The organism is Lentzea sp. NBRC 102530, assembly GCF_030269365.1.
Taxonomy (GTDB): Bacteria; Actinomycetota; Actinomycetes; order Mycobacteriales; family Pseudonocardiaceae; genus Lentzea.
In genome coordinates, this window is the sequence record NZ_BSTF01000006.1 from 459,145 (window position 1) to 478,940 (window position 19,796).

At 71.2% G+C, this 19,796-nt stretch carries 22 protein-coding genes; 11 read left to right on the forward strand and 11 right to left on the reverse strand.

Going from position 1 to position 19,796, the window contains the following annotated elements:
- Positions 1-319 precede the first annotated feature (319 nt).
- On the reverse strand, positions 320-571 hold the full coding sequence (locus tag QSK25_RS19405; protein ID WP_285640039.1) for a GPP34 family phosphoprotein: 252 nt from the start codon (positions 569-571) through the stop codon (positions 320-322).
- A 98-nt stretch (positions 572-669) separates the two neighbouring features.
- Here QSK25_RS19405 and QSK25_RS19410 point away from each other — a divergent pair, with 98 nt between their 5' ends.
- From QSK25_RS19410 to QSK25_RS19435, 6 genes are all read left to right on the forward strand, one after another.
- Positions 670-888 carry a TetR family transcriptional regulator C-terminal domain-containing protein gene (locus tag QSK25_RS19410; RefSeq protein ID WP_285640040.1) on the forward strand — a complete coding sequence of 73 codons (219 nt, stop codon included), beginning with the start codon at positions 670-672 and terminating at the stop codon, positions 886-888.
- Between the two features lie 64 nt (positions 889-952).
- The gene (locus tag QSK25_RS19415; RefSeq protein WP_285640041.1) at positions 953-1,381 is read left to right on the forward strand and encodes an SRPBCC family protein; all 429 of its coding nucleotides are present in this window, start codon (positions 953-955) and stop codon (positions 1,379-1,381) included.
- Between the two features lie 302 nt (positions 1,382-1,683).
- Positions 1,684-2,970: an ABC transporter substrate-binding protein gene (locus QSK25_RS19420; protein WP_285640043.1), complete on the forward strand. Its 1,287-nt coding sequence runs from the start codon at positions 1,684-1,686 to the stop codon at positions 2,968-2,970.
- Positions 2,971-3,099: 129 nt separating this feature from the next.
- Positions 3,100-4,686 carry a cellulase family glycosylhydrolase gene (locus QSK25_RS19425; RefSeq protein ID WP_285640045.1) on the forward strand — a complete coding sequence of 529 codons (1,587 nt, stop codon included), beginning with the start codon at positions 3,100-3,102 and terminating at the stop codon, positions 4,684-4,686.
- A gap of 28 nt (positions 4,687-4,714) precedes the next feature.
- Positions 4,715-5,737, forward strand: coding sequence for an alpha/beta hydrolase-fold protein (locus QSK25_RS19430; protein WP_285640047.1), 1,023 nt, complete (start codon positions 4,715-4,717; stop codon positions 5,735-5,737).
- A complete protein-coding gene (locus tag QSK25_RS19435) occupies positions 5,734-6,210 on the forward strand; it encodes a GNAT family N-acetyltransferase (protein ID WP_352236082.1) in 477 nt (158 codons plus the stop codon). Before QSK25_RS19430 ends, QSK25_RS19435 begins: the two co-directional genes overlap by 4 nt.
- Here the strand turns inward: QSK25_RS19435 and QSK25_RS19440 are convergent.
- On the reverse strand, positions 6,197-7,039 hold the full coding sequence (locus QSK25_RS19440; protein ID WP_285640048.1) for a helix-turn-helix transcriptional regulator: 843 nt from the start codon (positions 7,037-7,039) through the stop codon (positions 6,197-6,199). The two genes, QSK25_RS19435 and QSK25_RS19440, sit on opposite strands and share 14 nt — an antisense overlap.
- 101 nt (positions 7,040-7,140) lie before the next feature.
- Between QSK25_RS19440 and QSK25_RS19445 the strand changes: the two genes are divergently transcribed.
- Positions 7,141-7,905 carry an SDR family oxidoreductase gene (locus tag QSK25_RS19445; protein ID WP_285640050.1) on the forward strand — a complete coding sequence of 255 codons (765 nt, stop codon included), beginning with the start codon at positions 7,141-7,143 and terminating at the stop codon, positions 7,903-7,905.
- Here the strand turns inward: QSK25_RS19445 and QSK25_RS19450 are convergent, their stop codons facing one another.
- The 4 genes from QSK25_RS19450 to QSK25_RS19465 all read right to left on the reverse strand — a co-directional run bounded on the left by QSK25_RS19450 (position 7,906) and on the right by QSK25_RS19465 (position 11,132).
- Positions 7,906-9,366, reverse strand: a complete 1,461-nt coding sequence (locus QSK25_RS19450; RefSeq protein WP_285640052.1) for an alpha/beta fold hydrolase — start codon at positions 9,364-9,366, stop codon at positions 7,906-7,908.
- Between the two features lie 76 nt (positions 9,367-9,442).
- Positions 9,443-10,321 (reverse strand): NmrA family NAD(P)-binding protein, encoded by an 879-nt coding sequence (locus tag QSK25_RS19455; protein WP_285640054.1) that lies wholly within the window; start codon positions 10,319-10,321, stop codon positions 9,443-9,445.
- Positions 10,318-10,812, reverse strand: coding sequence for a PaaI family thioesterase (locus QSK25_RS19460; RefSeq protein WP_285640057.1), 495 nt, complete (start codon positions 10,810-10,812; stop codon positions 10,318-10,320). Before QSK25_RS19460 ends, QSK25_RS19455 begins: the two co-directional genes overlap by 4 nt.
- On the reverse strand, positions 10,809-11,132 hold the full coding sequence (locus tag QSK25_RS19465) for a putative quinol monooxygenase (protein WP_285640059.1): 324 nt from the start codon (positions 11,130-11,132) through the stop codon (positions 10,809-10,811). The genes QSK25_RS19460 and QSK25_RS19465 overlap by 4 nt, the downstream gene beginning before the upstream one ends.
- Positions 11,133-11,186: 54 nt before the next feature.
- Here QSK25_RS19465 and QSK25_RS19470 point away from each other — a divergent pair, with 54 nt between their 5' ends.
- Genes QSK25_RS19470 through QSK25_RS19485 form a run of 4 tightly spaced genes read left to right on the forward strand, consistent with a single transcriptional unit; the run spans position 11,187 to position 14,494 of the window.
- Entirely contained in the window at positions 11,187-11,690 is a 504-nt protein-coding gene (locus QSK25_RS19470) for a winged helix-turn-helix transcriptional regulator (protein WP_285640062.1), read from the forward strand.
- On the forward strand, positions 11,687-12,358 hold the full coding sequence (locus tag QSK25_RS19475; RefSeq protein ID WP_285640064.1) for a GNAT family N-acetyltransferase: 672 nt from the start codon (positions 11,687-11,689) through the stop codon (positions 12,356-12,358). Before QSK25_RS19470 ends, QSK25_RS19475 begins: the two co-directional genes overlap by 4 nt.
- Before the next feature lie 55 nt (positions 12,359-12,413).
- On the forward strand, positions 12,414-14,174 hold the full coding sequence (locus tag QSK25_RS19480) for a hypothetical protein (RefSeq protein ID WP_285640066.1): 1,761 nt from the start codon (positions 12,414-12,416) through the stop codon (positions 14,172-14,174).
- Positions 14,138-14,494 (forward strand): 5-carboxymethyl-2-hydroxymuconate Delta-isomerase, encoded by a 357-nt coding sequence (locus tag QSK25_RS19485; RefSeq protein ID WP_285640067.1) that lies wholly within the window; start codon positions 14,138-14,140, stop codon positions 14,492-14,494. Before QSK25_RS19480 ends, QSK25_RS19485 begins: the two co-directional genes overlap by 37 nt.
- On the opposite strand, the gene QSK25_RS19490 is transcribed toward QSK25_RS19485, so the two are convergent.
- From QSK25_RS19490 to QSK25_RS19510, 5 genes are all read right to left on the reverse strand, one after another.
- The gene (locus QSK25_RS19490; protein WP_285640068.1) at positions 14,491-15,417 is read right to left on the reverse strand and encodes an SDR family NAD(P)-dependent oxidoreductase; all 927 of its coding nucleotides are present in this window, start codon (positions 15,415-15,417) and stop codon (positions 14,491-14,493) included. The two genes, QSK25_RS19485 and QSK25_RS19490, sit on opposite strands and share 4 nt — an antisense overlap.
- A gap of 23 nt (positions 15,418-15,440) precedes the next feature.
- On the reverse strand, positions 15,441-16,043 hold the full coding sequence (locus QSK25_RS19495; protein ID WP_502881870.1) for a TetR/AcrR family transcriptional regulator: 603 nt from the start codon (positions 16,041-16,043) through the stop codon (positions 15,441-15,443).
- Positions 16,044-16,053: 10 nt separating this feature from the next.
- Positions 16,054-17,454: a fatty acid desaturase gene (locus QSK25_RS19500; protein ID WP_285640069.1), complete on the reverse strand. Its 1,401-nt coding sequence runs from the start codon at positions 17,452-17,454 to the stop codon at positions 16,054-16,056.
- A gap of 63 nt (positions 17,455-17,517) precedes the next feature.
- Positions 17,518-17,814, reverse strand: coding sequence for a hypothetical protein (locus QSK25_RS19505; RefSeq protein ID WP_285640070.1), 297 nt, complete (start codon positions 17,812-17,814; stop codon positions 17,518-17,520).
- Between the two features lie 64 nt (positions 17,815-17,878).
- Positions 17,879-19,756 carry a GH36-type glycosyl hydrolase domain-containing protein gene (locus QSK25_RS19510; RefSeq protein WP_285640071.1) on the reverse strand — a complete coding sequence of 626 codons (1,878 nt, stop codon included), beginning with the start codon at positions 19,754-19,756 and terminating at the stop codon, positions 17,879-17,881.
- Positions 19,757-19,796 lie beyond the last annotated feature (40 nt).

Below are 19,796 nucleotides of genomic sequence, written 5' to 3' on the forward strand. Positions count from 1 at the left end.
GTTTCGTTTGGTGAGAGGCGCGGGCGGGCGATCCGCGGACGGTGCCGCCTCGACGGCCTCGTTCCGGGCGTGTTCGGGCGTTGCGGCGGCGCCGTCCGCGGATCCCTCGCCCGCCACCGTCTCCCGACGGAATCGTCAGGCACCGCCTCACCGGCGAGCGACCTGCGGACATGCTCTGCCAGGCCGCGATCACCGCCTCGCACGTCGGGCGCGGCCGCCAGCCGAGCACGTGGCGAGCTCTGTCGCTCGACACGACCTTGACGAACCCGAGGCGGAGGCCACCGGCTCGCTGCGGCCGGCGCACGGCGCGTGACGGCGCTCAGGTCACGGTCGTGACCACCGCGGCGGCCGTGACCGCGGCGGTCGCCGCGGCGATCCCCGCCGCCGTCCTGGTCACCGCGGCGCTCACGGCCTCCGCGCCCCAGTTGCCCTTCTCCAGCTCCTTCGCGCGCCTGCTGACCTCGCCGGACCACGCGAGCGGCGGCCGCAGGACCGGGAGAGCGCCGCTCGCGGACAGCAGTGCGGTCAGCGCGGCCGTGCGCGGGTCCGGCGCCTCACCGTCGACGAGCACCGCACGAATGCGCTGGCGGACCTCCTGCTCGTGGGTGGCGTCGAGGGCGGGCGGCGCTCAGCGAGTACGACGGACGCCCCGGCGCGGTCCGCGACGCCGTGGTCGAGGCGTGGTCGGGCGGGCAGGGGCAACTCCGCGCCGAGCACGACGCCGCCGTGGACAACGACGAGCTCCCCCAGCCGTTCGACGTCGGCCAGGCGCTCTTCGAGATCCTGGCCGCGGGCTTCGCGCTCAATTCGGCCGTGCAACTGGGGCACGACCCGGCGGCCGCGGTCCACGCCCGCCGCGCGATGGAACGGGCCCTGACCCAGACCTGAAGCCTGCGACACAGCGCCGCCCACCCGTTGTGCGGCACGGTGACACCGATGCTTGGCTTGATCCATGCGCAGCGTCTCCGTCTCCGCCGTCGTGCCCGCGCCCGCCGCCGGCATCTTCGACCTGCTGGCCGCCCCGGCGAAGCACCCGCTCATCGACGGCTCCGGCACCGTCCTCGCGCCGCGCGAGGGCGCGCCAGAACGGCTCGCGGTCGGCAGCACGTTCGGCATGGACATGAAGATCGGGGTCGGCTACCGCATCGAGAACACCGTGGTGGAGTTCGAGGAGGACAGGCTGATCGCGTGGCGGCACTTCAACGGCCACCGCTGGCGCTGGCGGCTCACCCCGCTGGCCGACGGCGGCACGGAGGTGACCGAGACGTTCGACTGGTCGACGGCGCGCGTACCGCTGCTGCTGGACCTGTCGCCGATCCCCCGCCGCAACAAGGCTTCGATGCGCCGGTCGCTCGAGAGGCTGGCGGCGCTGTTCGCCTGATGCCGGACTTGGGCGCGTCGTGACGCACGACGCCGAGGGCGACGAGTTCCTCGCCGCCTGACCGCCAGGGTCGTCCGGCGGGGTCTGCGCGGGCAGTTTCCTGGGAGCGTTCCCACTTCCGACACCTCACTCCCAGGACAGCGCCACACCTGGGCGAACACCGTTCTCTTTGCCGCCTAACAACTAGAGCACCGCGTCTCACGGTCCCCGCGATGACACTTGACACTCCTCCACGCGGTATTCACACTCCCGTAACCTGGGAACGCTCCCAGGATCCGCCGCCGTCGCCCGAGGAGTCATCCGTGTTTTCCCGCCGCTGGGTCACCGCGGCGGTCTGGGTCGTCCTGTCCGCCACCGTCGCTTCCTGCGGCGCGGACAGATCCGCGAACCGGACCGCCGATGGCAGGACCGAACTGACCATCGCCACGTTCAACGAGTTCGGCTACGAGGAGCTGTTCGCCGAGTACGAGGCGGCCCACCCGGACGTCAAGATCGTCCAGCGCAAGACGGGTCAGGGCGCTCCGCACCACCAGAACCTGTTCACGAAGCTCGGCGCGGGGGCCGGGCTCGCCGACGTCGAGGCGGTCGAGGAGGGCTACCTCAGCCAGGTCATGGCGAAGGCGGACCAGTTCCACGACCTGCTGAAAACCGGCCCGCGGGACGTCACGCCGGACCGCTGGCTCAAGTGGAAGGCCGACGCCGCGACGACGAGAGACGGCAGGCTGATCGGCTACGGCACGGACATCGGCCCGCTCGCCATGTGCTACCGCAAGGACCTCTTCGCCGAGGCCGGCCTGCCGTCCGATCCCGACGAGGTCAAGCGGCTGTTCTCCAGCTGGGACACCTACTTCGCCGCGGGTGACCGGTTCGTGGCCGCGGTGTCCGGTGTCGCCTGGTTCGACAGCGCCGCGCAGATCTTCAACGCCATGCACAACCAGCACGACGTCGGCTACTTCGACACCTCCGACACGCTCGTCGTCGAGTCCAACCAGGACATCCGCGACGACTGGGCCGCCGTCACGAACGCCGTGGCGAGGGGGCAGTCGGCGAAGCTGCCCGCGTTCAGCGCCGAGTGGAACACCGGCTTCAAGCTGGGCAGGTTCGCCACGAAGACGTGCCCGTCGTGGATGCTCGGCGTCATCGAGGCCCAGGCAGGACCGGAGAACGCCGGGAAGTGGGCCGTCACCGACGCGTTCCCCGACGGCGGCGGCAACTGGGGCGGCTCCTACCTGACCGTGCCGAAGCAGAGCGAGAACCCGGACAAGGCGGCGGAGCTCGCGGCGTGGCTCACGGCCCCGGAGCAGCAGATCAAGGCGTTCCAGGCCAGGGGAACCTTCCCCAGCCAGGTCGACGCCCTGGAGAACAGGACGCTGCTGGAGCAGGTCAACACCTACTTCGACAACGTGAAGGCGGGCGCGCTGTTCGCCGCGCAGGTGCAGAAGGTCAAGGCCGCGCAGTACAAGGGGCCCGCCGACGGGCAGATCCAGGAGAACGTGTTCGGCCCGGCCCTGCAGTCGGTCGAGCAGGGCAAGAACCCGGCCGAGGCCTGGAACACCGCGGTGAAGGAGGCGAAGAAAGCGGCCGAATGACGGGTTCGAGTCGAATCGACCGTCGAAAGTGGACTGAGTTCCGGCCGCCGAGTTGACCCCCGCCCCGGCCCCTCGGATTCTGGGAGCGCTCCCAGAATCCGAGGGGTGCGAGTCGGCGGAGGAGACCAGATGAGGCGGCGGCAGAGAGTCCTGGGCGCGGTGGTCGCGGCCGTGGTGGCGGCGAGCGGGGTGGTCGCGCTGGGAACGGTGGGCCACTCCACCGCGCTCGCCGCGGGCGGCACCGGCACCGGGTACCTGCACACCAGCGGGAACAAGATCCTCGACAGCACGAACGCGACGGTCCGGCTGACGGGGATCAACTGGTTCGGCATGGAGACCGACAACAAGACCTTCCACGGCCTGTGGTCCAGCCGGACGTGGCGCCAGCAGCTCGACCAGATGGCCCAGCTCGGCTACAACACGTTGCGCGTGCCGTTCTCCAACGACGCCCTGAAACCCGACGCCAAGGCCACCGGGATCAACGACTACACCAATCCCGACCTGGTCGGCCTGTCGCCGTTGCAGATCCTCGACAGGGTGATCGAGTACGCCGGCCAGAAGGGGATGCGCGTCATCCTCGACCGCCACCGGCCGACCAGCGCGGGCCAGACCGCCCTCTGGTACACGGCGGGCGTGCCGGAGACCACGTGGATCAACGACTGGAAGGCGCTCGCCCAGCGCTACGCGGGCAACACCACGGTCATCGGCGCCGACCTGCACAACGAGCCGCACGCCGAGGGCACCAACCCCGCGGCGACCGGGTCGTGCTGGGGCTGTGGCGACACCGCCCGCGACTGGCGCCTGGCCGCCGAACGCGCCGGCAACGCGATCCTGGGCGTGCAGCCGAACTGGCTGATCTTCGTCGAGGGCGTGAGCTGCCCGAGCGGCGGCCTGTCGAACGTGTGGGACGGCGACCCGTCCAACGACGAGGACTGCGGCTGGTGGGGCGGCAACCTGTCGAGGGCGGGCCAGTTCCCGGTGCGGCTGTCCGTGCCGAACCGCCTCGTCTACTCCCCGCACGAGTACGCCACGTCGGTCTACGCCCAGCCGTGGTTCAGCGCCCCCGACTACCCCGCCAACATGCCGGCGATCTGGGACAGGTACTGGGGTTACCTGCACCGGCAGAACATCGCGCCGCTGATGATGGGCGAGTTCGGCACCACGCTCGCCAACCCGGTCGACAAGGTGTGGCTGGAGAACCTCATGGCCTACACCGGCACCGGCGTCAACGGGATCTCGTTCACCTACTGGTCGTGGAACCCCAACAGCGGCGACACCGGCGGCATCGTCGGTGACGACTGGACGACCGTCAACCAGGCCAAGCAGTCGATCCTGCAGCCGTACCTCATCCCGCCCACCGGCGGCGGCCCCGGCCCCACGACGACCACGACCGGTGGCGGCAACGGTGCCTGCAGGTCCGCCTGGAGGCTCGACAACTCCTGGCAGGGCGGCTTCCAGGGTTCTCTGACCGTCACCAACACCGCGACGAGCGCCGCGAGCCCGTGGCAGGTCGTGTTCACCCTGCCCGGCGGAGCAACCGTGGCCAGCGGCTGGAACGGCACCTTCACCCAGTCCGGCACGACGGTCACGGTGACGGCGCCGACCCACAGCCCGTCCCTGGGCGCGGGAGCGTCGGTGTCGCTCGGCTTCACCGCCAACGGTGCGGCGGGTGCTCCCTCCGCTGTCACGCTCAACCAGGCGGCCTGCACCACCTGACGCCCACCAGGGGTGTTGACTGGGGATCATGCTGCCCTGGGACGCACCCCTGGCCGGTCGGCTCGACCGGCACACGATCTCCTCCGAGCTGCTGCGCGGCAACCCGCTCGGCGACCCGCACGAGCGCCCGTTGTGGGTGTACGTGCCGCCGGGCTACGACGAGAGCGCGGAACGGTATCCGGCCGTGTACATGATCCAGGGTTACACGGGCCATCTGTCCATGTGGGAGAACCGCATGCCGTTCCGCCAGCCGTTCGTGGAGACGGCTGACGCGGTGTTCGCCGAGGGAGCTCCGGGCTGCGTAGTCGTGTACGTCGACGCGTGGACGTCGTACGGCGGTTCGCAGTTCGTCGACTCCCCCGGCACCGGCCGCTACCACTCCTACCTGTGCGACGAGGTCGTGCCGTGGGTGGACGCGCACTACCGCACGATCGCCGACCGCGAGTCGCGGGCGATCGCGGGCAAGTCGTCGGGCGGGTTCGGCGCGATGATCACGCCGATGCTGCGGCCCGACCTGTTCGGCGCGCTCGCCACGCACGCCGGTGACTCGCTCTACGAGCTCTGCTACCTCGCGGACTTCGGCAAGGCGGCGCGGTCGCTGCGCGGCTACGACCACGACATCCAGCGGTGGTGGGCGGACTTCCGCTCGCGCCCCGCCTTCACCCAGCCCGCGGACATGGACCTGCTCGGCGTCCTCGGGGTGGCCGCGTGCTTCTCCGCCGACGACGACGGAACGCCGCGGCTGCCGTTCGACCCGGTGACCGGCGCGCCGGTTCCCGAGGTGTGGCAACGCTGGCTCGACTGGGACCCGGTGCGGATGGTGTCGGGGCACCAGGACGCGATCCGGTCGTTGCGGGCGGTGTGGATCGACGCCGGGACGCGCGACGAGTACTACCTCGACCTGGGCGCCGAGGCGTTCCGGCGGGAGATCGCCGCGGCGGGCCTGCCGGACGAGCGCGTCCACTTCGAACTGTTCGACGCGGGCCACGGCGGGATCGACTACCGCTATCCGCTTTCCCTGGCGTGGCTGGCGGACAGGCTCGCCCGATGATCCGAGACGTGACGTTGCGCCCGGTCGAGGAAGCCGACTTCGACGCCCTGTTCGAGTTCATGCGCGATCCCGAGTCGGTGGCGATGGCCGCGTTCACCGCCGAGGACCCCGACGACCGCGCGGCGTTCGACGCCCGCACCCGCCGCAACCTCGCGAACCCCGGGACCACGAACCGCGTCATCGTGGGCGACGGCCGGGTGGTGGGCTCGATCGCGAGCTTCGTGATCGAGGGCGACACCGAGGTCACCTACTGGATCGACCGCTCGGTGTGGGGCCAGGGCGTCGCCGGACGGGCACTCGCGTTGCTGCTGCGGGAGGTCACGGTCCGGCCGATCCACGGCCGGTGCGCGAGCGACAACGAGGCCTCGAAGCGCGTGCTGCTGAAGGCCGGCTTCGAGGTCGTCGGCACGGACACCGGGTTCGCCCCGGCCCGCGGCGCCGAGATCGAGGAGACGATCCTCAGGCTGAGCTGAACTTCTCCGTCCCCAGCACGCCGAGCAGCTGGATCTTCTCGAACGACTCGGTGCGCGGCGGGGCCGTGAGCACCAGCAACGCCTGCGACTGGTCCTCGGTGAACAACGCCTGGCAGTCCACCTCGATCTCGCCGAGCTGGGGGTGGAGGAGCACCTTGTGGTCCTCGTACCGCTTGGCGACCTCGTGCCGGTCCCACAGCTCGGCGAACTCCGCGCTTTCCTTGCACAGCACGCGAACCAGCTCACCGGCGCGGGACTTCGGGCCCATCGAGGCGTAGGCGGCGCGCAGGTTCGCGACCTGGGTGCGGCCCTGCCGGTCGCGGTCGTGCTCGGGGTAGATCAGGCGTTCGTCGGGGTCGGTGAACCAGCGGTAGACACCGCTGCGGGCGTGGCCGGTGAAGCGCGACGAGTCGCCGTACAGGGCTTCGGCGAAGCGGTTCTGCACCAGGACCTCGCCGAGGTTGGACAGGATCAGGGCAGGCGTGTCGTCGAGGCGGTCCAGCACCCGCTGCAACGCGGGCGCGACGTGCGTGGCGGTGGCGCGGGGCGACGGGGCGTTGCGGCCACTGACGCGGAACAGGTAGTCGCGTTCGTCGTCGCTCAGCCGCAACGCGCGGGCGAGCGCGGTGAGCATCTGCTCGCTGGGCTGAGGGCCGCGTTGCTGTTCCAGGCGCGTGTAGTAGTCGGTGGACATCGCCGCGAGGGCGGCCACCTCCTCGCGGCGCAGGCCCGGTGCCCGCCGGCGCGCGCCCACCGGCAGGCCGACGTCCTCCGGCCTCAGCTCCTCGCGGCGGCGGCGCAGGAAGGCGGCGAGTTCCTCACGGTCCATGCCTTCCAGTATCCGGGGTGCGGCCGGCTGAACCAGGGATCGCCGATCCCCCGACAAGGGCTCTCTGCCGCGGGTTCCGGAATCACCAGAAGCTCAGTGCCATGGACATCACCGGAAACACCGTCTTCATCCCCGGCGCCACCAGCGGCATCGGCCTGGCGCTCGCCCTCGCCCTGCGGGAGCGCGGCAACACCGTGATCGTGGGCGGCCGGCGCACCGAACTGCTCGAGCGGATCGCGGCCGAGCACCCCGGTGTCGAGACCGTCCGCATCGACACGGCCGACGCCACGAGCATCGCGGAGGCCTCGAAGGACGTCCTCGCACGCTACCCGCAGACCAACGTGCTGATCACCATGGCCGGCGTCATGCGGGCCGAGGACTGGCACCGCCCCGAGTCGTTCCTGGCGTCCGCCGAGGACACCGTCACGACCAACGTCCTCGGCCCGATCCGCCTGATCGCCGCGTTCGTCGAGCACTTCCAGACGCTGCCGGACGCCACGATCATGACCGTCTCGTCCGGACTCGCCTTCACCCCTCTCAAGATCACGCCGAGCTACAACTCGTCCAAGGCCGCGATCCACATGCTCAGCGAGACCCTGCGGCTCCAGCTCGCGGACACGTCCGTCCAGGTCCTGGAGCTGGAACCGCCGTCGGTGCAGACCGATCTCATGCCAGGCCAGGCGGAGAACGAGCACGCCATGCCGCTGGCCGAGTACGTCGCCGAGGTCATGAGCATCATCGAGACCCAGCCGGACGCGCGCGAGATCCAGGTCGAGCGGGTGAAGTTCCTGCGTTACGGCGAGGCACGCGGCGACTACGACCAGGTCGTCGCGATGCTCAACGCCGAAGACCCGCACGGCAAGTGATCACTGCGCGCCGGGGCAGGCGCCGGTCGAGGTCTGCCCCGTGCGGAGGAACCGCACCGCCTTGTCAGCGCAGTCGATGCCCCACAACGAACCGTGCGTGGCGTCGTCCACGGTCAGCAGCTCTCCGCCGATGCGCTGCCGCATCTGCACAGCCCAGAAGTGCGGGGTGACTGTCTCGTGGCGGTGCCCGACGAGCTGCACCGGGCTGGTCGCGCGCTTCAGGTTCCACGGCGTGGCGGGCAACGGCCAGCCGGCGCACCAGTTGCCGTAGCCCGCGCCGTGGCGGAAGAACGGGTAGGTCTGAGCGCGGTGCTGCTCCTGGCGCCACGCCTGGTCGACGGTCGGCGCCTGGCCCTGGTCGTTGCACAGGACGGCGCGTTGCATCAGCAGCCCGCCGTACCAGACCGGGGTGAGGCCGAAGCCCTCCAACTCCGGTTCCTCGCCGGTCAGCGGCGGCACCCCGCCGTCGCGCAGGGCGACGAGCGACTCGGCGACCTGCGGCCACGCCGTGCGCTTGTAGGTGAGCATCGAGCGGACGCTCCCGCCGGTGTAGGTGCGCGGCTTGCCGCCTGGTGGGGTGATCGTGACGGGACTCGCGTCGAGCTTCGCCACCAGGCCGGCGATCGACTTCGTGACCTCTTCGCGCGACCTGCCGAGGCGGACGGTCCCGTCCCGGTCGGCGAGCCAGCCCGCGAGCACCTCGTAGTTGGCCTGCTTGGCCCCGGCCGCGCCGAGGTTCAGGGTCTCCAGCGTGAAGTCGGCGGGCATGACGGAGTCCAGCAGCATGCGGTCGACGCGGTGGTCGTGGTGGCTGCGGTAGACGGCGCCGAGCGCGGTGCCCCAGGAGATGCCGAAGAAGCTGATCTTCCGTTCGCCCAGGGCGGCCCGGATCAGGTCCATGTCGTCGGCGACGGCCCTGGTGGAGAGGTTGGCCAGCAGTTCGCGGTCGTAGCCGACACAGCGGGCGTTGGTGTTGGCGTTGCGGGCGTGGTCCTGCCGGAACCGTTCTTCGGGGCTCGCCTTCGGGTCCGGCTCCGGGCCGTCCTGCGGGGTGGCCTCGCACTCGACGCCACCGCTCGACCCGACCGCGCGCGGGTCGAAGCCGATGAGGTCGTGGTCGGTGTTCAGGTCGGCGAACTTCGTCCTGAGCACCGCGGCCGGCATGTCGATGCCCCGGTTGCCGGGACCGCCGGGGTTCATCAGCAGCACGCCACGCCGTTTGTGCCGGTCGGTGGCCTTGATGCGGCTGATGGCGAGGTCGATCTGACGGCCGTGCGGGCGGGCGTGGTCGACCGGCACGCGCACCGTGGCGCACTCGGAGCGGGTGTCCTCCGGATCCCAGTGCTGCTGGACCTCGCGGCACGGCTTCCAGTCCAGTGTGGACGATGCCTGGGCCGGTGGGGCGGCGAGCAGTGGAGCGGCGAGCACGACCACGGCCGCGACCTTCAGTGCGTTCGACATGGTTCGAACGTAGACAGCGGACGGGGGTGCCCGGATCATGCGAACGAATGAGCCGCGCACCCCTCGGGCCAGCTGATCAGATGAGGCGCACGTACTCGCGGAACGTCATGGGCTCGCGACCGATCAGGGCCCTGAGCGCCTGCGCGTCCGCGGCCGTGGTCGAGCCGTGCCGCGCCACCCTCGCGGCCACCTCGGTGATGTGAGCAGCCATGTCCGGGTTGACCACGTCCTCCACGGTGGACAACGCGACCAGCTCCCGCCGCCACTGCTCCGGCTCGACCGGCTCGAACCGGACGGGCTTGCCGAGGTGGTCCGCGAGGATCGCCGCGATCTCGTGGTGGCTCAACTCCTCCGCGCCCCGCGGGTAGCAGATCGGGCCCGCGAACCGTTCGGGGTGCAGGAGCGCGGCCACGGCGAGTTCCGCCGCGTCCCGGCCGTTGATCCAGGACACGCCGCCGTCACCGAAGCAGTTGCGGAGCACGCCCTCCCGCGCGACGGACCTCCCGTGCAGCGCCGGCACGTTCTCGTGGAACGCGGCCGCGATCCGCAGCACGAGCACGTCGAGCCCCGCCCACTGGAGGACCTCCTCGGCGAGCCACTGGTCCCGGCCGCGATCACTGGGGTGGGCGGGGTGCGCCGGGCCCATCGACATCACGACCACACGCGTGCCGCTTCCCCGTGCGGCGGCGGCGAAGTTGGCCGCAGCCGGGATCACGCCGGCGTCGATCGGATACGTGAAGTAGGCCTGGTCGACCCCTTCGAGCGCGGGCGCGATGCTGCGGCGGTCCCGCAGGTCGCCGATGACGACCTCCACGCCCAGTTCTTCCAGCGCTTCGGTGCGTTCGCTGCGGGTGCGGGCGAGGACGCGCACGTCCCTGCCCTCTTCCTGGAGCCGGCGCACCACGTGGGCGCCCGTGCCGCCGTGCCGTCCGGTGGCTCCCGTGACGAGGATCAACTCTTCGCCTCCTGGATCAGGCACGTGCTCGTGGCGGTGGCGAGCAGCCTGCCCGCGCCGTCGACCAGCCGTGCCTCGGCGATCGCGGTGCGCCTGCCCCGGTGCACCACGGTTCCGACGCAGGTGATCGTGCCGGTGTCCGTCGTGATCGGACGGACGAACCGCACGGCGAGGTCGAGGCTCGTGCAGCCGGTGCCGGCCGGGAGCGTGGAGTGCACGGCGCACCCCGCCGCGGAGTCGAGCAGCGTCGCGTGGACGCCGCCGTGCACCGAGCCGATCGGGTTGTAGTGGAACTCGGCGGGGTCCAGCGTGAACGCCACCGAGCCGCTGTCCACCGACACCAGCCGCATCCCGAGCGCGTCGGCGATCGGCGGCGCCGGAAGTTCCCCCGCGGCCACGGCTTCGAGGAAGTCCAGCCCGGCCCGTTCGCGCGCCTTGCTCGCCGTCTGCCCGGGATCGGACCACGTGAACGTTCTGCTGCGCTCCGTCACGCGACGTTTCCCCTCATCAGCCACGCCGGGCCCTCGGCGTACGCGCTCGCCTCGGCGAAGAACGCCCCGAAGTACGGGCCGCCCGCGTGCGCCTGGAACGCCTCGACGTCGGCGTAGACCTCGTTGAGGTAGAAGAGGTCCGGGTTCTCCTCGTCCGCGATGACCTCGAACCGCAGCGAACCGGGCTCGTTGGCGAGCGAGTCCTCGGCGGTCGTCTTCGCGACCTTCACGAAGTCCTCGCGGTGTGCGGGCTGGACGGTGAACGACACCAGGAACTGGTACATGGCGGCCTTTCGGGGGTTCTCATCGAGTTCATTCACTGAACTAGCCGAACCGTAGCACGATAGTTCAGTGAATGAACTACAGTGGGATGCATGGCACTGCCCAGCACCTACGCGGACCGCAACTGCTCACTGGCGCGAGCGCTGGAGATCGTGGGCGAGCGGTGGACGTTGCTGATCGTGCGCGACGCCTTCTTCGGTGTGAGCCGGTTCGGCGACTTCGCGACCCAGCTCGGCATCCCGCGCGCCGTCCTGACCAACCGGCTGAAGTTCCTGGTGCAGGAGGACGTCCTGGCGCACGTCGGCGGCGAGTACCGCCTCACCGCCAAGGGCCTGCGGCTCTGGCCGGTCCTGCGCGCGATGATGGCGTGGGGCGACGCCCATTACTCCCCCGGCGGCGCCAAGCGCACGTTCCGGCACGAGGCCGACGGCGGCACGCTCGACCCCCAGAACCGCTGCTCGGCGTGCGGCGGCGTGGTCCCGATCGCCGAGACGAGCGTCGAACCCGGCCCCGGCTACACCGCCCCCGACACCGACCCGGACCCCGTGTCGGCCGTCCTCACCCAGCCCCGCCGCCTCCTGGAGCCCCTCACGTGACACCGCTCGACAACGCCCCGTTCGCGGCCCTGACCGGCCCGCACGCCCACTTCGCCGAGTCCAGGGGCGCCGCGGTGCGCTATCCGGCGGACATGTCCCCGTTCACGGGCCTGCCTTCGACCCCGTCACCCGCCGACTGGGCCGACCTCGCCGCCCTGGCGCCGCACGCCGTCGTGACCGGCCACGAACCACCGCCCGACTGGCACGTCGACACCCGACTGCCCCTGTTGCAGTTCGTGGACGACGGCATCGCGGCCGCACCGGAACCCGAAGCGGTCGTGCTCGGCGCCGCCGACGTCCCGGAGATGCTGGCGCTGGCCTCGTTGACCAAGCCTGGCCCGTTCCTGCCGCGCACCGTCGAGATGGGCACCTACCTCGGCATCCGCCGCGACGGGCGGTTGGTGGCGATGGCGGGCGAACGACTGCGCGTGCCCGGCTACACGGAGGTGAGCGCGGTCTGCACGCACCCGGAAGCCCGCGGCCAGTCCCTCGGCACCCGGCTGTTGCTGGCGGTGGCTGATGGCATTCGTGCTCGCGGCGAGACGACGTTCCTGCACGTGCTGGCGTCCAACACCGGCGCGATCCGGCTGTACGAGCGGCTCGGGTTCCGGCAGCGGCTCAGCACGGAACTCCTGATCCTCACGCACACCGGCCAGGCCCTGTTGTAGCGTGCAGAGCACATGATCGCTCTTCAGCGGTCCTCTCTGAAAAGAAGTCGCCTGGATGATCCAGGATTCTCTTGTTCTCCTCGCCGATTCCGGCGATCAAGACGCGTTCCGCGAACTGACCAGCGAACTGCAGCACCGGGGCGGGGCCATCGCCGCCGACGTTCCGCCGCTCCTGCCCCACCTCGTGCGGTGGGCCGTGGATCCCGACCACCCGTTCCGGGTCGAGGCGATCCGGCTCGTCGCACAACTCGCACGCACGGCCCACAGAGCACGTCCCGAGTTCGTCGACCCGGCCTGGGCCGAGGAGTGGCAGGGCGCCGTGTCGCGGCTGCCCGGCCTGCTGGACGATCCCGATCCCGTCGTCCGCCGGGCGGCCGCGTTCGCCCTGGAGCACGCCCCTGCGGCGACGGCCTCGCTCCTGCTCGCCCGGTTCCGGGTCGAGCCCGACGCGGCGGCCCGCCTCAACCACGTGACAGCGGCCGGACGGCTGCTGCGCGACACGGACGGCGAGTGGCCGGCGGACGTGATCGACTGGCTGTCGTCGTTGCCGCACCACGAGGACAGCACGCTGCGGTTCGCCGGCGTGCTCGCCGCGCGGAGGTGCGGGCTGGGCGGCCGGGACCCGCGACACGTCGACGAGGTCGTCTCTTATCTGTCCACATCGGACTTCGCGGTGTGGCAGGACATCGGACCCGGACGGCGGAGCTTCGCCGTGATGACGGCGATGACCGAGGAGGTGTTCGACGACGACCGGGACGGCCGCACCCGGTTGACCGCCGCACTGGTGGACCACCCCGATCCGGTACGACGCCGGTGGGCGGTGAACGCCGCGGCGGCGGTGATGAACCGCTGGCGCTCCCCCGTTCCCGCGCTGCTCCCGCTCATCGCCCACCGTCTGTCCGATGAGGACTCCCGGCTGCGGGGTTCGGCCGCGAGGATCCTCGCCTCCGCGGGCCAGGCCGCCGCGCCGTGGCAGCCCGAACTCGTCGCCGCCTGCGAGGACGAGCCCGAGGTGGCACGGCCCGCACACATCGCGCTGGCCAGGACCGGAGCCCCCGAGGCCGCGGACCTGGTGGCCGATCTCCTCGACTCGCCGGGCGACCTCGGGGTCGCCCGCGACTTCGGCGCGCCGGTCTCGTGGGTGATCGAGGTGCTCCTCCTGTTGCCGCCCACCACGCTGCTGCCGGCGGTGCGGCGACGGCTGAGGGAGGCGGTACCGCACGTGGAACAGGGCGACTACCTGCGGGTGCTGGCGAACTGGGGCCCGGCCGCCAGGGAGGCGTTGCCGGACATCGCGTCGTTCCTCGGCACGAGAGCGGAGCGCTACGCGGTCGACGCCCTCCTTGCGCTGGACTGCGAGGAAGCCCTCGAACTCGTGCGGCCGATCGCGCTGAAGAGCCCGCCGGCGCACGCCGCGGAAGCGCTGCTGCGGTGGCGGCTGACCGGAGAAGTGCACGACCTGCTGCACGACCCGGCCGTTGTCGGCTGGGAACGCGTCGAGGCGCGGCACGCGTTGTGGCGCATCACCGGCTCCGAAGAGGACGGGCGCTCGTTCGCCACGGCCGTGCGCCGTGCGGTCGAGGTGACGCCGGTACTCGGCACGTACCACATCGGGCAGATCGCGAACCTCGCGTCACTCGGCCCGCTCGCCCGCCGAGTGGTGCCCGCGCTGCGGCCGTTGCTCGCGACGGACGTGCGGCCCACCCGGTCGATCCCAGATGATGATCTGCTGTGCGCGACGGTCCGAGACGTCTTGGCCGCCGCCGGTAGCGTGGGCGCATGCCACAGATCACCGTCGAGTACTCCCCCGAACTGAGCGAGGCTTTCGACCGCCGCGCCTTCGCCCTCGCGCTGCACCGGACCGTCGGGCCGCTGGTGAGCGCGGAGGTGGCGGCGTTCAAGACGCGGTTCCGCGCCATCGAGGAGTCCGTGATCGGGGACGGGTCGCCGGCAGCGATGATCCACGTCCGGGTCGGGTTGCTGACGGGGCGGTCGGTCGAGCTCAAGCAGGAGGTCGGGCGGGTGAGCATCGGGCTCGCACGTGATCACCTCAAGCCCGTCGAGGGGTTGCCGACGCAGGTGACGCTGGAGGTCTACGACCTCGATCGCGAGCCGTACCAGAAGATCGTGCTCTAAGGCAGGATCCCGGCCGCGCTCGTGCAGTACTGCCAGAAGGCGACGACGTCCTCGGACCGGGTCGTGGGCAGCAGGTGGGTCGGGCGCTCGCGGCGGTCGTGCCAGAAGCGTCCGGCCGGCTGGGCCGTCGCGGCCAGCCAGAGGATCGTGTCGGCGCCTTCTTCCGGGGTGCGCAGGAACGTCTTCGTCAGGCGGTGGAAGCCCGGCAACGAGCTCGCGACGCCCGGCGTGTCGGCCCAGCCGGGGTGCATGGCGTGGACCGCGATCTCGTCCTGGGCGTAGCGGGACGTCAGCAGCGGCGCGAGGGTGACCTGCATGCGTTTCGTGCGGGCGTAGGCGGTCGCGCCCCGGTAGGTGCCGGAGCGGTACTCGGGGTCGTCGACCGGCAGGCGCTGGGTGTACATGCCGCCGGACGACACGAAGATGACGCGGCCGCCGGCCAGCTTGGGACGGAGCAGGTCGGTCAGCAGCAGTGGACCGACCACGTGCGTGGCGAACGTCAGCTCGTGGCCGTCAGAAGTCTCCGTGCGTTCCGACGGAAGCACGCCGGCGTTGTGCACCAGCACGTCCACGCGGTCGAACTCCAGCGAGGACGCGAACTCGCGCACGGAGGCCAGGTTCGACAGGTCGCAGTGGCGGACCACGACGGTCGCGCCGGGGACGGCGGCGAGGACGTCGGCTCGGGCGGTCGCGCCTTTCAGCTCGTCGCGCACCACCAGGACCACGTCGGCGCCGAGGCGCGCGAGACCCAGGGCGGTGGCCTTGCCGATGCCCGACGCGGCGCCCGTCACGACGGCGCGCCTGCCCCGCAACGACGGCAGGTCGTCCCAGCCCCGGCGGCGGAGCAGCAGGCCCCACCTCGAGTAGCCGGGGACCACGAGGCGGTCCGCGACAGTGTCGAGCACGCCGAGCAGTGCGCTCACCGCTGTGTCTCCTCGCCTTGAACTCAGCTGTACCGCAGGGGTTTCCTCGCCGGGGCCGCCAGCACACGTGACGCCAGCCACGCGAGGCCGTCGGCGGTGGCGGCCGGGGTGCCGGTCGGCTGCACGACGTGGCTGAGGACGGTGCGGGTCATGAGGTCGATCAACACCTCGACCTGCTCGGTGCCCAGGCCGGTGTCGTAGGACTCGACCCGCGCGACCAGCACCGCCTTCACATCAGCCAGCAACGTGTCGGAGTGCGTGGTGAGCAGCGGGACGAGTTCGGTGTCGGCGCCGTGGGTCGCGGAGGCGATGGCGCGGACCAGCAGGTTGCCGCGGGCGAGGTCGAGGACGTCGCGGACGGCGTCGTGGACCGCCTCGACCAGGTCGGCAGGGTGGCGGTCGAACGCGGCGCCGATGGCGGTCAGGAACCGGTCGAGCTCGTGCGCCAGCATCGCGTCGGCCAGCGAGTTCTTCGAGCCGATCTCGTTGTAGACGGTCTGCCTGCTGACGCCGACCTGCTCGGCGAGCCGCGTCATGGTGACCGCGGCCCAGCCGTCGCGGGCGGTCAGGTCGATCGCCGCCTCGATGATCGGGCGCCTGCGACCGGCGGCCGCGGGAGAAGCCATGAGACTGATCCTAGGCGGCGGTCGCCCGGCCCGGCGCCACGAAGTCGATCTTCTCGCGGACTCCGCAGTCCGGGCAGCACCAGCTGTCGGGGATGTCGGCCCACGGCGTGCCCGCCGGGAAGCCCTCCCGGGGGTCGCCCGTCTTCTCGTCGTAGACGTAGCCGCAACCCGGGCACATGCCGCCCGCCGTCGCGTCGCCGCGCGTGTCGTCGGCGACCGCCTCGCCGGCATCGGTGCCTCCGTAGCGGGCGAGGACCTTCGAGCGCTTGCCCGGCTGGATGTTGGCGCGGCCGATGTCACCGCCGAAGTGCGCCTGCACGCGCGGGTCCATCACGCGCCGCCACACCGGTGGCACGAGGGCCAGCAGGATCATGCCCGCGTAGCCGGTCGGCAGCACCGGGGACTCCGCGAAGTCGCGCAACGTCTGGTAGCGGCGGGTCGGGTTCGCGTGGTGGTCGCTGTGCCTCTGCAGGTGGTACAGCAGGACGTTGGTGGCGATGTTGTTGGAGTTCCAGCTGTGGCTGGGGTCGACCCGCTCGTAGCGGCGGCGGCCGGGTGCGCCGACCACCTGCCGCAGCATGCCGTAGTGCTCCATGTAGTTCACGACCTCGAGCAGTGAGAACCCGATCACGGCCTGGACCAGCAGGTACGGCACGATGCCCGGCCCGAGCCACACGATCATCGCCGCCCACAGCACCGCCGACATCAGCCACGCGTTCAGCACGTCGTTGCCCAGCCGGTACGGGTGCCGGTCACGACGGCCGTAGCGCTTCACCTCGAGCCGCCACGCCGACCTGACCGACCCGAACACCGTGCGCGGCCAGAACCGGTAGAAGCTCTCGCCGACGCGGCTGCTCGCCGGGTCCTCCGGCGTCGCGACCCGGACGTGGTGGCCGCGGTTGTGCTCGATGTAGAAGTGGCCGTAGAAGCTCTGCGCGAGCGCGATCTTCGACAGCCACCGCTCGTGGCTCTCCTTCTTGTGCCCCAGTTCGTGCGCGGTGTTGATGCCGATGCCGCCGATGCAGCCGATCGACACCGCGAGCCCGATCTTGTCGACGACGCTCAGGTCACCGCGCGCGATCAGCCAGAACGCGAACACGAACCCGACGTACTGGATCGGCAGGAACAGGTACGTGATCCAGCGGTAGTAGCGGTCGTTCTCCAGCCGTTCGATCACGTCGTCCGGCGGGTTGCTGCGGTCGAGCCCGGCGAAGAGGTCGATCGCCGGGACGATCAGCAGCACCACGATCGGGCCGATCCAGAACCACACGCCCCAGCCCGTGACCGCGTGCATCCCGATCGCGAGGAACGCCAGGGACGGCACGACCAGTCCCAGCAGCCACAGGTACCGCTTGCCGTCCGTCCACTGCTCGGTCGAGCCGACGGGCACCGTTGCCTTCGTGTCGCTCATGCCACACTCCTCAGGAGGTTGACAGAACGGTAGGGCACGTAAAGCTGGTTTGACAATAGACGCCTATTTGTAAACCGCGAACAGCGTGGTGGAGCGGCGCCGGTACGCGACGGCCGTGATGCCGACCGACACGGACACCCCCGTCAGCACGGCGTTGAGCGCGGCGGCGAGGTCGTGCGCGGTCCGTTCGGGAGAACTCCCCCGCCACACGACCACCTCGGCACGGATCTCCTCACCGGACGTCAGCTCGACGCTGTGCACGGCCGGGTGACACAGGACGGTCTGCTCGACGAGCGACAGCCGCTGGTCCTCGGACAGCGGCGTGCGCAACGGGACCACTCGGCTGGGGCAGCTGGACAACGGAACTCCTCGGGCTGGTGCGGGGGGGTCTGCACCGGTGCAGACCACGGCAACCGCCGTTTCGTCACGCCCATTCACCGGATCGGGGTACGGCGCGGGTCGGGGTGCCGTCCGGAAGGGGCTCCACGCCGAGCAGCCGCAGGTAGGCGAGCACCGGCTGGGAGTGGCTGTGCAGGTTCGCGACCGGATAGGCCTGCATCGCGAGGCCCGACTCCGGCAACGCCCACGTCTCGCCCGGCCGGTCGCTCTCCGGCGCCAGGTAGCAGTCCGGACCGGACAGCGTGCCCGTCCACACGTCCGGATAGGCCGCCGTGTGTGCGTGCAGCGTCATGCGGTGCCACTCGTCCCACGCCAGCTCCGGGTCGTACCGGGAAGCCGCCCAGATCAGGGTCATGTTGACCGACGCCCACACCTGTCCCTGCGTGCCAACGGCTACCGGCCAGCGGTGCCGGGCGCCCAGCGGCGAACCGGCCCGGCAGGTGTCGTCGATGGTCGCGAGCAGGCCGCGTGCCTGGTCCGGAGTCGCTGCGCCGCACAGGATCGCCCACGGCTGCACCTCCAGCCACAGGTCGCCGTCACCCACGACGCTGCCGGGGCCGTGCGCGCGCCGGAACCACCTGCCGTTCCACTCCCCCGTGACCAGGGTGCGCAGGGCCTCTGCACGTTCGCGTGCCTCCTGAGCGGTCGCGGTGTCGCCCAGCCGATCGGCGAGGCCCGCGTAGACCGGCAGCACCCAGGCGGCCATCGCGGAGTTCAGCACCGACCCACCGCGCTCGACCATCACCTCTCTGTCCACTCCGGACTCCCGGATGGCGAGGTCGTTCCAGTCGGCGTTGAGGATCCGGACGTGGCCGTGCTCGCCCGTGCCCACGACGTCGGCGAAGAACCTGAACTGGCGCCGGAGGTTCTCGGCCAGCGGCACGGGTTCGGCGTCGTGGCCCGGGTGGTACCGGACGGGCCGGCCGAACGCTTCGAGGTCACCGGTCGCGGCGGCGTACTCGGCGGCGAGCCAGAGCGCCCAGAGGTTCAGGTCGGACGGCCGGAAGACCTGCGTCCACGGTTGTTTGCGGCCGTCGAGGGCGTACGGGAGGTCGCCGTCCGGGCTGCCCCAGGCGCAGGTGTTGCGCAGCACGGACAACGCGAGGTCCGGTTCGCAGTGCACCAACGGCAGCGCGTGCTGCAACGGATCCCTTGCGGCGCCGTTGAAACCGTGCCGGAACGAGTACGCACCGCCCTGGTTCAGCGTGTGCCCGCCGAGCACGCCGTCAGCACACGCGCCCCCCGTCAGCAACGCCACGTGCCAGCTGATCTCGGGCGTCCGCCCGGTGGGGAGCCGCTCGCGCAACGCGGCGAGGCTGTTGGTGTACAACGGTTCCGGGTCGATCGGGCCGTCGAGGAGGCCGAAGCGGAACCACGCGGTGGTCCCCGAGCCGACCGCCACGGTGATCTTCAGCGGCCCGTCGGTGGTGTCCACCCGCTCGCCGCCGATGTGTTCCAGCGCCACGACGGCCAGTTCCGGCGGGGCGTCGCCGTGCACGGGGCCGAACTCCAGGTCGACCTCGCGCTGGCGCACCAGCCATTCCTCGGTCACGTCGGTGCCGGCGGACACGTCGACCCTGATCAGCACCCACGGCACGTCGCCTTCCGGGCACAGCACCGTGCGCGTGCCGTGCTCGCTCGTGAGCCGGGCGAAAGTGGGGCCGAGCAACGGTTTCCCGTACCCGCCGCCGGTGCGTTCCGCGAGCCAGCGGCCGCCGAGGTGCTCGTCCCACAGCCCGAGGAGCCCGTCTCCGTCGGCGGCGAGGGTGATCCGGCGGTTGCCGAGGTGCACCCGGTGCGTGGCCGACGGCGGGTCGATGATCGGGTCCCACGGCGTCGGGCCCGCCCGGTAGTCGAACGCGGGCAGGCCCTCGGCTGTCGTCCACTCCCCGAACGCGCTCACGCGTCCGAGCGTTCCGCCGTCACCCCGGCGCGGGCAATCG

What these genes read in the sequence shown, in the direction of transcription:
- QSK25_RS19485 (WP_285640067.1), top strand. Translation starts at nt 14,138, where the DNA reads ATGCCACAGATCACCGTCGAGTACTCCCCCGAACTGAGCGAGGCTTTC.
- QSK25_RS19480 (WP_285640066.1), top strand. Translation starts at nt 12,414, where the DNA reads ATGATCCAGGATTCTCTTGTTCTCCTCGCCGATTCCGGCGATCAAGAC.
- QSK25_RS19430 (WP_285640047.1), top strand. Translation starts at nt 4,715, where the DNA reads ATGCTGCCCTGGGACGCACCCCTGGCCGGTCGGCTCGACCGGCACACG.
- QSK25_RS19500 (WP_285640069.1), bottom strand. Translation starts at nt 17,454, where the DNA reads ATGAGCGACACGAAGGCAACGGTGCCCGTCGGCTCGACCGAGCAGTGG.
- QSK25_RS19415 (WP_285640041.1), top strand. Translation starts at nt 953, where the DNA reads ATGCGCAGCGTCTCCGTCTCCGCCGTCGTGCCCGCGCCCGCCGCCGGC.
- QSK25_RS19425 (WP_285640045.1), top strand. Translation starts at nt 3,100, where the DNA reads ATGAGGCGGCGGCAGAGAGTCCTGGGCGCGGTGGTCGCGGCCGTGGTG.
- QSK25_RS19440 (WP_285640048.1), bottom strand. Translation starts at nt 7,039, where the DNA reads ATGGACCGTGAGGAACTCGCCGCCTTCCTGCGCCGCCGCCGCGAGGAG.
- QSK25_RS19450 (WP_285640052.1), bottom strand. Translation starts at nt 9,366, where the DNA reads ATGTCGAACGCACTGAAGGTCGCGGCCGTGGTCGTGCTCGCCGCTCCA.
- QSK25_RS19445 (WP_285640050.1), top strand. Translation starts at nt 7,141, where the DNA reads ATGGACATCACCGGAAACACCGTCTTCATCCCCGGCGCCACCAGCGGC.
- QSK25_RS19495 (WP_502881870.1), bottom strand. Translation starts at nt 16,043, where the DNA reads ATGGCTTCTCCCGCGGCCGCCGGTCGCAGGCGCCCGATCATCGAGGCG.
- QSK25_RS19470 (WP_285640062.1), top strand. Translation starts at nt 11,187, where the DNA reads ATGGCACTGCCCAGCACCTACGCGGACCGCAACTGCTCACTGGCGCGA.
- QSK25_RS19435 (WP_352236082.1), top strand. Translation starts at nt 5,734, where the DNA reads ATGATCCGAGACGTGACGTTGCGCCCGGTCGAGGAAGCCGACTTCGAC.